Origin of the sequence: Candidatus Koribacter versatilis Ellin345 (assembly GCF_000014005.1) — a bacterium.
GTDB classification, from domain to species: domain Bacteria; phylum Acidobacteriota; class Terriglobia; order Terriglobales; family Acidobacteriaceae; genus Korobacter; species Korobacter versatilis_A.
Genome location: NC_008009.1, coordinates 955,815 through 966,948 on the forward strand (window position 1 = coordinate 955,815; position 11,134 = coordinate 966,948).

The 11,134-nt window shown below is 60.0% G+C and carries 7 protein-coding genes and 1 tRNA gene; 3 read left to right on the forward strand and 5 right to left on the reverse strand.

Going from position 1 to position 11,134, the window contains the following annotated elements; genetic code table 11:
- On the reverse strand, window positions 1–2,859 hold the full coding sequence (gene uvrA, locus ACID345_RS03995; protein ID WP_083763663.1) for an excinuclease ABC subunit UvrA: 2,859 nt from the start codon (window positions 2,857–2,859) through the stop codon (window positions 1–3).
- 232 nt (window positions 2,860–3,091) lie between these two features.
- On the opposite strand from uvrA, the gene ACID345_RS26810 reads away from it, so the two are divergent.
- Window positions 3,092–3,265, forward strand: coding sequence for a hypothetical protein (locus tag ACID345_RS26810; RefSeq protein ID WP_187148937.1), 174 nt, complete (start codon window positions 3,092–3,094; stop codon window positions 3,263–3,265).
- A gap of 320 nt (window positions 3,266–3,585) precedes the next feature.
- Here ACID345_RS26810 and ACID345_RS04000 read toward each other — a convergent pair whose 3' ends face one another.
- Window positions 3,586–4,578, reverse strand: a complete 993-nt coding sequence (locus ACID345_RS04000; RefSeq protein ID WP_011521584.1) for a hypothetical protein — start codon at window positions 4,576–4,578, stop codon at window positions 3,586–3,588.
- 95 nt (window positions 4,579–4,673) lie between these two features.
- On the opposite strand from ACID345_RS04000, the gene ACID345_RS04005 reads away from it, so the two are divergent.
- Window positions 4,674–5,666 (forward strand): hypothetical protein, encoded by a 993-nt coding sequence (locus ACID345_RS04005; protein ID WP_011521585.1) that lies wholly within the window; start codon window positions 4,674–4,676, stop codon window positions 5,664–5,666.
- Here ACID345_RS04005 and ligD read toward each other — a convergent pair whose 3' ends face one another.
- Together ligD and ACID345_RS04015 are read right to left on the reverse strand one after the other, a co-directional pair.
- Entirely contained in the window at window positions 5,667–7,493 is a 1,827-nt protein-coding gene (ligD, locus tag ACID345_RS04010; RefSeq protein ID WP_011521586.1) for a non-homologous end-joining DNA ligase, read from the reverse strand.
- Window positions 7,494–7,538: 45 nt separating this feature from the next.
- The gene (locus ACID345_RS04015) at window positions 7,539–9,779 is read right to left on the reverse strand and encodes a tetratricopeptide repeat protein (RefSeq protein ID WP_011521587.1); all 2,241 of its coding nucleotides are present in this window, start codon (window positions 9,777–9,779) and stop codon (window positions 7,539–7,541) included.
- Window positions 9,780–9,841: 62 nt separating this feature from the next.
- Here ACID345_RS04015 and ACID345_RS04020 point away from each other — a divergent pair.
- A tRNA-Val gene (locus ACID345_RS04020) sits at window positions 9,842–9,916 on the forward strand.
- Between the two features lie 122 nt (window positions 9,917–10,038).
- On the opposite strand, the gene ACID345_RS04025 is transcribed toward ACID345_RS04020, so the two are convergent.
- Window positions 10,039–10,929 carry an aldo/keto reductase gene (locus ACID345_RS04025; RefSeq protein ID WP_011521588.1) on the reverse strand — a complete coding sequence of 297 codons (891 nt, stop codon included), beginning with the start codon at window positions 10,927–10,929 and terminating at the stop codon, window positions 10,039–10,041.
- Window positions 10,930–11,134 lie beyond the last annotated feature (205 nt).

The following is an 11,134-nucleotide window of genomic DNA, read 5'->3' on the forward strand; positions in this document are numbered from 1 at the left end:
TTATCCGTCTGATCTAGATTCTCGTGTCGGTCGTGGCAGAGCAATTTCTGCTGCGACCTTCGCGGGCAGCGCACGCACCACGCTGTTCTTCAGCGACTGGGCGAGCGCCTGGCCGGTATAACTCTTCTTTACCTTAGACACCGCTTCGGGGGTCCCTTGCGCCACAATTTTTCCACCGTCTTCGCCACCCTCCGGCCCGAGGTCAATAATCCAGTCGGCGTTCCGGATGACATCCATGTTGTGCTCGATGATGATGATCGTGTTTCCGAGATCGGTCAGACGATGCAGCACGTCGAGCAGTTTGTTAACGTCTTCGAAGTGAAGGCCGGTGGTCGGTTCGTCGAGCAGGTACAACGTTTTGCCGGTCTGGCGCTTGCTCAATTCCCTCGCCAGTTTGATGCGCTGGGCCTCGCCGCCGGAGAGAGTTACGGCAGATTGACCGAGATGAATATAGCCGAGGCCGACATCCACTAAAGTCTGAAGGCGCTGCTTCACCTGAGGAATGGCTTCGAGCACGGCGAGCGCGTCGGCGACTGGAAGCTCCAGCAGGTCGGCGATGCTGTGGCCCTTGTACTTCACGGCGAGAGTCTCGTGATTGTAGCGGCGACCGTTGCAGACCTCGCATTGCACGTAGACGTCGGGAAGGAAATTCATCTCGATGCGGCGCTGGCCTTCGCCCTGGCAGGCCTCGCAGCGTCCGCCGGCAACGTTGAACGAGAATCGTCCGGCTTTGTAGCCACGCTCGCGCGATTCCGGCAGCATGGCGTAGAGGTCGCGGATGTTGGAGAACACGCCGGTGTAGGTCGCCGGATTCGAACGCGGAGTGCGTCCGATGGGCGATTGGTCAATGCGGATGACCTTGTCGATGTTCTCGGTGCCGCTGATGGACTTGTGCTGGCCGGCCTCCTCGCGCGAGCGATAAAGCTTCTGGGCGAGCGCGCGGTAGAGGATGTCGTTCACCAGCGTGGATTTGCCTGAGCCGGAGACACCGGTGACGACCGTCATCACGCCCAGCGGGAAGCTGACGTCCACGTTCTTGAGGTTGTTCTCGCGCGCTCCGAGGATGGCGATCCCTTTGTCGGTGACCGCGCGGCGTTCGTGACGAATGCCGATGGCGCGGCGGCCGGAGATGTATTGCCCTGTCAGCGACTCGGGCGCAGCTTCGATATCGGATGGCGTGCCGTGAGCAACCAGTTCGCCGCCGTGGCGTCCGGCGCCGGGACCAAGATCTACGACGTAGTTGGCGCGACGGATGGTTTCTTCGTCGTGCTCGACGACGAGCACCGTGTTGCCGAGATCGCGAAGCTCCTCGAGCGCGGTGATCAGGCGCTCGTTATCGCGATGATGCAGGCCGATGGATGGCTCGTCGAGAACGTAGAGCACGCCGCGGAGCTTCGACCCAATCTGCGTCGCGAGGCGGATGCGCTGCCCTTCGCCACCGGAGAGCGTTGCCGCCGAGCGGCTGAGCGAGATGTATCCCAACCCGACATGGTTCAGGAAGCCGAGCCGTTCGCCGATTTCGCGCAGCACGCGGCCGGCAATGCGATCTTCACGTTCGTTGAGCTTGATGTCTTTCACCGCATCTACCGAACGTGAGACCGGAAGCGCGGTGAAGTCGGCGATGGACATGCCATTCACTTTTACCGCGAGCGATTCCGGGCGCAGTCGTTTGCCGTGGCACACCGGACATTCGGTGGGTGACATGTAAGCGAGCAGCCAGTCGCGATAGCCTTCGCTGGTGCTCTCGTCGAGGTTCTGCTTCAAGTAGGCAAGAACGCCTTTGAAGCCGCTGCGGCCGTTGCCATTCGTCGCGCCGTAGAGCAGCAGGTTCTGCTGCTTCTCCGGGAGCTGTTCGAAGGGCAGCTTGAGATCAATATCGTTCGCGGCGGCGGCGATCTCCACCATGCGGATGAGATTGCCGGAGGCCGAACCTGGACCAAGGCCGCCATCAAGCAGCGGCTTTGACCAGTCAGTGATGATCTTCGCGGGATCGAAATCGTACTTGTTGCCCAGGCCGTGGCACTCCGGACAAGCGCCATACACGCTGTTGAACGAGAACGAGCGCGGCTCGAGTTGCGGAACGCTGATGCCGCATTCCGGGCAGGCCAGTCGCGACGAGAAGAGATGCTCATCACCACCAACCACGGCCACCTGCACCAGCCCGCTGCCTAGTTTCATCGCGAGCTCGACCGACGCTGCGAGGCGCTTCTCGATTCCGGGTTTTACCAGCAGGCGGTCAATCACGACTTCGATGGTGTGGTTCTTGCGCTTGTCGAGCTTGATCTCTTCGTCGGCAATGTTGCGCAGTTCGCCGTCAATGCGCGCGCGCGTGAAGCCGTGCTGCGCGAGTTTTTCCATCTCTTTCTTAAACTCGCCTTTGCGGCCGCGGACGATCGGCGCCATCAGCATGACGCGGTCCTCGGGTTTCAGCTCCAACACTCGCGCTACGATCTGTTCGACAGACTGCCGCGAAATTGCGCGCCCGCACTGCGGACAGTGGGGTAGTCCGATCGACGAATAGAGAAGGCGAAGATAGTCGTAAATCTCGGTGATAGTGCCGACTGTGGAGCGCGGGCTGCGGCTGGTAGTCTTCTGCTCGATGGAGATCGCAGGGCTGAGGCCGTCAATCGAATCCACATCGGGACGTTCCATCTGGTCGAGGAACTGGCGCGCGTACGCCGAGAGCGTTTCAACGTAGCGCCGCTGGCCCTCAGCGTAGATCGTATCGAAGGCGAGCGACGATTTTCCGGAGCCGCTCAAACCGGTAATGACGGTGAGCGTGTTCCGCGGGATTTCGACCGTGATGTTTTTGAGATTGTGCTGGCGCGCCCCGCGCACCGTGATCTTGGAAATCGCCATCGTGTGAAACGCTATAACCCTTGTTGCTGGCCGAATTCCGCCGGGAACATGGCCTCTGGTAATTGTCGGGGCCCCACAGTGAGCCATAGAATGGGGCAGACGGAAATGTACTCAAGTATCTTATTTGCCAACATCAGCGAGCGTCAACGCGGGGTAGAGTAGGCGCAGAGCTCGCATCCAACTACAACAGTGGGGATGAGGGCAGCATCTTAAAGGCAGTATTCATAGGGTTATGAACGCACTTATCGCGGCTTCAGTCCTGGTGATCACTATCGGCTTGGCAATCTGCATCGGAATTGGTGCAGGTTATGCTGCGATCTGCGCGATCCTCAACGCGTTCAGTGCGCGCCGCGACAAGATGATCACCGCTGTCGAAGCGACTCCGGCCCCGAGCGTCGGCGACTAGTAAGCAAAATCCGTACCACCTTCCTGTGATTTTCTCCCACGTTTATCCGCCTCCCTCCACCTTCGTCCGAAATCTTGTCAATAGCATCAAAGTGCTAATTTTCTACGTAAGCGATTGATTCATAAGAAGATATAAACTTCGCAAAAGTGTCACTTTTACCCCTTCCACCTGCTATTCTGAATATATAGAGTAAAGAAAAAAGGGCGACTCCTTCCGGGTCGCCTTTCTCTTTTGCTCTCCGAGCGACTCCAATGCGGGTCGCTATTTCTTTTGGTTTCAATATGGGGGAGGGGGTACCCGCGATGAAATACACCGAACTGTTAGCGAGGGTCTTCCGGCGGATGCTGCTGCTGTTGTTGCTGCTGCTGCATGCGCTGGAGTTCCTGCAAAAGCTGTTCCGGCGATTTCGGCTGGTTCGGGTTCTGCGGCTGGTCCGCAGCATCCGGGTTCGGCTGCTGCTGGATGGGAATGCCGTTGGGAACCGGCTGCTGCTGCGGCGGCGGCTGTTCCGGCTGTTGGTCGGGCTCCGGCGCGGGTGGTTCTTCGATGATCTGGGTCTGGCTGTCGTCCGGGATCTCCGCATCGGGCAGCGTCTGGTCGGGATCAGGTTGCTCGGTTGGAGGCTGGAAGGCTTGTGCAGCGCCGGGCTGGGCTCCTCCGGTTGCGGCATGGCCGGCGCCGGCGGCCCGTGCCGTCAGGATAATTTTCTGTACGGATTTCGGGTTCCCTGGCGTGCCGACCAGCATGAAATCGTACTTCGTGCTGTTAAGCAGGGTGCTGAGCACATCGCGCGGATCGCCCGGCCCGATCTGCGTTGCGACGCGGTCGGATGACGATGCGCCGGGGCCATCAATGCTGGCGCCGGTACGGGCTTTGACCGCGCTCAGGATGGAGCCGAGGGTCGAGTTCTCGGAACGAATGCTGAGTTGGCCGTCCTGGAAATTCACCTGCGGTGCCGCAGCCGGAGATTCCTCCGGCGTAGGCGGTGGTGGAGGCGGCGCCTGGACTACCGGTTCCACCGGCTGTTCCACTTCCTGCTTGGCTTTGCGTTTGGCAGATTTACGCGTTTTTGACGGTGCGGTCGCGGTTGTCGTGGCTGGCGCTTTGGTCGCAGGTGCGCCGACGCCCGGTGTCGCCGGCGCGGTGGTCTTTGCCGCTGTCGCGGTCGCTAGCGGGATTTCCTGCTGCGCGAAGGCTGCTTCCGAAGCGGGAGCCAGCGCAAACATCAACAATCCAGCGAGAGCGGAACGGCTTACCATAGCAAGGGTTAGACGCGCCGCAATGCTCGGAGCGAGCACGGCGCGAGGTGACATGATTCTAACCCGTTTCAGCGCGGAAACATCGGAAATCGCGCAGTTTGCATCTATCCAGAACAGCAGCTTTCGGCCCCTGAAGGTATGAAATAACAATGAAAGCTTTGATAGGCAAGTCCCTGGCAGTCTTTTTAGCTTCTTTTTTCCTGGTTGGCGGAGCGATGGCCGCGGAGACGTGTACGTCGGCCAACGACCTCGATGCGCAGACACGCGCCTCGATGGAAAAGACCGCGCACAGCGTGTTCAACATGGCGGCACGCGGCGATGTGTTCAACCTGAAGACGAATGCGGTGCCGTCGTTGGCAAGTTCGTTCGGCGGCGTGGAGCAGGCGGTCTCTGACAGCAAGGCGAACCTCGGCGGTGTACAGCCGACGATCCGCAACTTGTACTTTCTCGATGCTTCCGATGAGAAGGGGACCATCCAGCGGGCGGAGTTTTTCTGCGGCGTGTTCAACTCCACGGACCGCACCGGATTTGTGCTGAACAATTTGCCGGCAGGCCAGTACGGCATCGTGGTGCTCGACGCGCCGGGCGCGAAGCCGATGACGATGTCGCTGGTGTTGCAGGTAATGAACGGCGCGTGGAAGATCGGCGGATTTTATTTGAAGCCGGCGATGCTTGCCGGACACGACGGCAACTGGTACTGGCAGCAGGCCAAGCAATTTGCGGCACAGGGCAAGAAGCACAACGCGTATTTTTATTACCTGGAAGCGCGCGAGTTGCTGGCGCCGGTGCCGTTCATGACTACGCCATCGCTCGATAAACTCTACGACGAAATCGAGGCCGCCAATCCGCATGATCTTCCCGGCGACAACCCCGTGACGATCGCCGGCGCGGACGGCAAGAGCTACCAGGTGACATTCGTATCGCCGCTGGTGGTGCAGGATGCGCTGGCGCTGGTGCTGCGGCAGAAGGTGGCCGATGCGTCGAACACAGCTACGGCGTTCCAGGAGAACATGGGCCTGATCAAGGCGGCGGTGGCGAAGTGGCCGGAGACGCGCGAGATCTTTACGACGGTGGTGGCGCGCGCACAGGATGCGAATGGGCAGGATTATGGATCGCTGCTGCCGATGAAAGATATTAAGTAACTACGCGGCGTCGCCGCTTTCGGCTTTTTTCACTTCTAATTTTGTTGGCTTCGCGAAATCGAAGACGCATTCGCTCGGCGATTTGTCAGTGCGCAGCCCTTCGAAAACAGGGGCGCGCATTCTGACCTGGCCGCTTTGGCCTTGGTGCGTCCACTCGGTGAACTTGATTTCGGCAACGAGTTCAGGGCGGACATAGTGGACCTGGCGCGGGCTGTCGGGCTTGCCGAAGAACGGTGAAGTTTTGGTTTCGAGCTTCTGGAGTTTCTTCCACAGGGCAGCGTTTGACTGGGCGGTGAAACCGCTGCCGGCCTGGCCAACGGGGATGAGGCGGCCTTTGTCGTCGTAGAGGCCGAGGACGACGGAGCCGAAATTTTCGCGACTGCCCTTGGGCTCGGTATAGCCGCCAATCACGCACTCCTGGCGCTGCGTGATCTTGATCTTCAGCCACTCGCGGCTGCGCTTGGTGAGATAGCAACTCTCGCGACGCTTGGCGATGATGCCTTCGAGCCCGCGCGCGCGGGCGGCTTCGTAGAGAGGCAGGCCCTCGTCGAAGGAGTCAGAGACACGCAGTACGTCGCTGGGCGAGATGATTTCGCTGAGCACCCGTTTGCGGTCCTCGAGCGAGACGTGCGTGAGGTCGTAGCCGTCAAGGTAGAGCAGGTCGAAGGCGTAATACTGCACGGGAATGTTGGCGTTGCCCTTGCCGGTGCGGCGTCCGCCCTCGCCGATGCCAGTGCGTTGTTGCATCAGGCTGAAGGAGGAGCGGCCTTCGCCGTCGAGGGCGACGATTTCGCCGTCGAGAATGGCGCGTTGCGCGGAGATGCTTCCGCCGATGTCGTGCAGTTCAGGATAGGCGTTAGTTAGGTCGTTGCCGTTGCGCGAGACGAAGCGAAGTTTGCCATCGTTGAGGAAGGTGACGGCGCGATAGCCGTCCCACTTGATCTCGTAGAGCCACTGGGAGTCTTCAAAGGGCTCATCTACGAGCGTGGCGAGCATGGGCTGGATTTGCGACGGCATCGCGGCGTGACGCGCGCCTTTGAGATCGGCGAACGCCGGGTGCGCGTCTTTCTGTTTCTTGGTTGCGGTGGTCTTCACAGCTTTCTTGGCTGCGGTTTTGGCGGACTTTTTTGCTGGAGCCTTTGTTTTTACAGCGGTCTTTTTTGCGGCAGCTTTCTTGTCGGCCTTCTTGATGGCGTCCGCGAGCCACGCGCTTTTCTGCGGGATGTTGGAGGATCCGGCGCGATTGCTTTGCCACTCGGCCGATTTCTGGTCGCCGGCGATGTCGTCGAGCGAGCGCTTGGTGAGGGCGGAGAAGTCGTACTCGTCGATGTCGTAGCCAGGGACGACGGCGTCATCGCGGTGCTTGATCAGCAGCCACTCGTTACCCTTGGTGCCGGAGCGGCGCGACTTGATGTGCACCAGAGCGAATTCGCCGTTGAGCTTTTTGCCCTTCAACCGGAATTTGAGATCGCCCTTGGCGAGCATGGCGTCGGCGTCGCCAACCGGCTCCCAGGTGCCGATGTCCCAGACCATCACGGTGCCTGCGCCGTAGTTGTTCTCGGGGATGATGCCTTCGAATTTGAGATACGAGACGGGATGATCTTCGACAGCCATGGCGAGGCGCTTGTCGGCGGGATCGAGCGATGGGCCTTTGGGCACGGCCCAGGACTTCAGCACGCCGTCCATCTCAAGGCGGAAGTCGTAGTGGAGACGTGAGGCGTGGTGCTTCTGCACCACGAAGCGATGACCTTTGCTTTTGTCGATCGAGGGTGGAGGCTCGGGGGTGTCAGTAAAGCGACGTTTCTTTTTGTATTCCTCGAGTGCCATGGCGTTTCGTTAGATGGCCGGATGCTTGGAAGAAGGTGCCAAACTTTAGCGCTGCGATTGTAGCAGCGCTTCGGCGCGGGCATGGCCCTCGGCGAGTTGGGAATGGTAGCCGGTGCCGGCGTCGTCCCCGCCGTTAAACGGGTCTTCGCGCTCGGCATTGTGGAATCCGTCGAGGGCTTCGCGGGCGTGGTTTTGCGCGAGTTCGGCGAGGCCGAGCTTGAGGTAGAACCAACTTGGTTGCGGTGCGCGGGAGGCGGCGAGATGCAGGACTGCGACTTCGTCGGGGTAGCGGCCTTGCTGGTCGTAGGCGCGGGCTAGCGCGGAAGCGGCTTCGTCGGAACCGAGATTCACGGCAGTGTGGAGCGAAGACTCCGACTCGTTCCAGCGACCGGATTGGAGAAGCGCGGCGCCTTTGGCGTAGTGGAGGAATGCATTTTGCGACTCGACGGCCTCGGCGCTTTGCAAGGCAGAGAGCGCTTCGGCGGTGCGATCGAGAACGATGAGGATTGCGGCGCTGTTGAGGAGGTAGTTGAAGCGATCGGCGCGAGCGCGGAAGCTGTCGCCAGTTGGAGGAGCGTCGAAGCGAACTTGGGAGCAGTCGAGTTGCGTCTCTTCCCACTCACCCTTCGGGAAGCCTGCCACCCCAGAAAGCGCAAAGGCGGCGCTCTCCGGGGACCCCGACGGTGGGGCACCCATATTTACGAAGACAGCGCCAAATGGATCGAGATAAGCGGGCTTCCATCCGGGGCTGTTGCAGAACTTGTTGAGGCTCGCGAGGCCCATGCCGTATTCGCGGTCGAGGGAGACGACGACCGTGTTGATGTGGCGCGATGCGACTTCGCGCTGCCAGTCTTGCGAGTCGAGCGACTGTGTCAGCAGTTGCTGCGCGTGGACGTAGAGGCCGGGTTCGAGTTCGCCGCGGCCGTCGAGGTAGAGACGGTATTCGGGAGCGAGCTTGCCCATGAGGAAGCCGCCAGAGTTGTAGTCGTTGAAGACGTTCGCGGGGAGGTGGTTACGAACGATGAAATCCGCGGCGCCAGCGGGGAAGCGTATGGGAGCGCCTGCGCCGAAGACGGAGTATTGGCCGGGCGTGCGCAGGTAGAAGCGGTTGGTGACGAGATCGGAGATTCGGACCGCGACTAGAAACGCCGAGAGGACGAGGACGATGGTGGCTGCTTTCGTGGAGATGTCGGGGAAATCCCCACGTCTCGAAAATCGCGAGACATGGGGCACCCAATCGGTGAAAACGGACCCGCCGATTACGACGACGATGATGGCGAACATCGCTACGAACCGCGATGCGTGAACCGCAGCGTACACGGATCCTACGAGGATGACGGCTTCGGCGAAACGACGTTGCATGAGAGCTGCAACGGTGCAGATGGCGGCGATGGCGAGGAACCAGAAGAACGCGCTCTCGTAGTCGCGCCACGCGAAGGCTTGCATTGCTGTGGTCGAGTTCACGCGGACGCGCATGAGTTCGAGGATGAAGGGGTTGGTGCCCGTCGGCATGAGGCGGAACATGCCAGCGTAGACGCGCCATCCCCAGGGATTGAGCAGGGTCGCGGGTATGGTTGCGAGCAGCCATGGCGCGGCGGAGCGGAGACGAGAAAGGGCATCACTGCGTTTCTGCAGCGTGAAGAGCTCGCCAATCTCGAGCAACACGTAGGCTGCGCACATCCCGAAGCCCGCCAAAAAGCCGAGGTGCAGGTTCACCCAAAGCGCCATCAAGAGCGGCAGGATCCACAGCAGTCCGCGACGGGAGCGATGAAAGTTCCAAAGGATGGAGACGAACGCAGCGAAGAGAATGACCGAGAAGAGTTCAGCGCGCATGACGCAACGCGCTGCAAGTAGAGGTATGGCGAGAATCGCGATGATTGCGGTGGCAAAGCGTGCTCCATGCAGGAGAAGCGCTACGGTCGCGACGCAACCAACAGCGGCTGTCCACGAGAGCAGCGAGTAGCTGCCGATGCGATACAGGAGGTATTCGAAGATTTGCGAAAGGGCCGGGTAAATCCATTCGCGTCCGAAGCCGGTGTAGGTGAAGACGTCGGTGCGCAGGATCTGGTGGTGCTCAAGCATCCAGCGACCGGCGGCAAGTTGCCAGCCGAGATCGGGATCGGCCGCGGTCTTCAGTCCGGCGAAGAATGCGTAGGAAAGCGCGAGGCCAACGGCGATCCAATAGCGCACAGATTCGCCGCGCGGCGGACTTGCGGACTGCGAAGCCACATTGGATGGCATGGATGACACGAGGAAATCATCTACGAAATCGAGGCGCAAGCCCATTCCACAACAGTCACATATGGCCGGAAGGGCGGGCTGATTATGTTAGGATTAATGACTGAGTTGGGCGCTTAACTCAGCGGTAGAGTGCCACCTTCACACGGTGGAAGTCATAGGTTCGAATCCTATAGCGCCCACCATCGAAATTCTTTACGACAGCCGCTTTCGAGCGGCTGATTGCTTTTTGGGGATCGGTTTCCGGTGGCAGGGAAGAGCTCAACGATCGGCCCCCGCTGGTATTGCCCCTAAGAATGACGTTCGCTTACAAAAGCGCTTCATTCAAGTTGCGGATGGCTTCGTCGATCTCTTGGGTGTTCTTAAAGCCGATTGTCGCGCAGTCTACTTCAGCGTTCCGGAAAGCGAATTTCATCGCTTTGAGCCGGTCATCATGACTTCGATCGAACTGACCGCCTCCGCAAAGCTTCATGCCGATCACCCCCAATCTTTCTTGCTTCAACTTCTGGATGTTCGCCACGACTTCGTTCACATTTGCTGGGTGGTTCGTGTCTTCAGAGGTGGGTCCATCCATACGCGCGCCGTTGTGGTTGATGCGGATAAGGCCGACTTCAAGCCAGCTTGTTCCAGGCATCTGCCGTAGCGCAGGCAGTCCATGTACGGAGGCGCCATGGGAACGGACGATCGTTCTCCTCTGTGCCTCAAGGATGGCATCCTGCCAACGTTTCGTAGTCTCAGGCCAGTCGGGCGTACGCTGCCAGTGCAGCAGCATGATGTCGAAGTACTCAGTCTGAGAGGTGCGTCGCAGCTCATCGAACTTCGCTTGTGGGTCGGCGGCCTCGTGGAAGGTGCTCACTTTGCTCATGAGCTGGTAGCTGTCGCGGGGCAGCCCTTTCAGGGCCAAACCAAGCATACCTGGAGTTACATAAGCCTCTGCTGTCTCAAAGAAGCGGATGCCATGATCGTAAGCGTATCGGACTAGCCGTGTGAACTCCTGCTGCCCTAATGCCGCCTGCACTTCGCCATTGTTTGTACCCGTGCCGAAGGCCAGGCGGGTCACCTTTACTTTTGAGCGGCCCAGAACGACGGTGTCGGTAGCGGTGCGCGTGGCAGCTAACAACGGCACCACACCCGTACTCGCCAAGACGCCGGCTGCCAGACCGGTTTTCAGGAAAGTACGCCGTGTAGTGGACGTCATATCGGCCTCCGCGAGTGATCACAGATGGTACACCCAAACCAGAGCACCGCACTCGGTGAGCTGACGCGTGTTCCGTCCATCCGCGACGGCATTTCGAGTGAAGCGAACTGAGATACGCGCCTGCTGAATGAAGCGAGGCGGTGGTCAGCGTGGCAAGCGCCTAATGGCCGATGGGCTCGTGGTCACGCTTCCACCGCCGAGCAGC

Excerpts from the sequence above, each read along its gene's own strand:
- uvrA (WP_083763663.1), bottom strand. The coding sequence starts at position 2,859 with ATGGCGATTTCCAAGATCACGGTGCGCGGGGCGCGCCAGCACAATCTC.
- ACID345_RS04005 (WP_011521585.1), top strand. The coding sequence starts at position 4,674 with ATGAAAGCTTTGATAGGCAAGTCCCTGGCAGTCTTTTTAGCTTCTTTT.
- ACID345_RS04025 (WP_011521588.1), bottom strand. The coding sequence starts at position 10,929 with ATGACGTCCACTACACGGCGTACTTTCCTGAAAACCGGTCTGGCAGCC.
- ACID345_RS26810 (WP_187148937.1), top strand. The coding sequence starts at position 3,092 with ATGAACGCACTTATCGCGGCTTCAGTCCTGGTGATCACTATCGGCTTG.
- ACID345_RS04000 (WP_011521584.1), bottom strand. The coding sequence starts at position 4,578 with ATGTCACCTCGCGCCGTGCTCGCTCCGAGCATTGCGGCGCGTCTAACC.
- ACID345_RS04015 (WP_011521587.1), bottom strand. The coding sequence starts at position 9,779 with ATGGGCTTGCGCCTCGATTTCGTAGATGATTTCCTCGTGTCATCCATG.
- ligD (WP_011521586.1), bottom strand. The coding sequence starts at position 7,493 with ATGGCACTCGAGGAATACAAAAAGAAACGTCGCTTTACTGACACCCCC.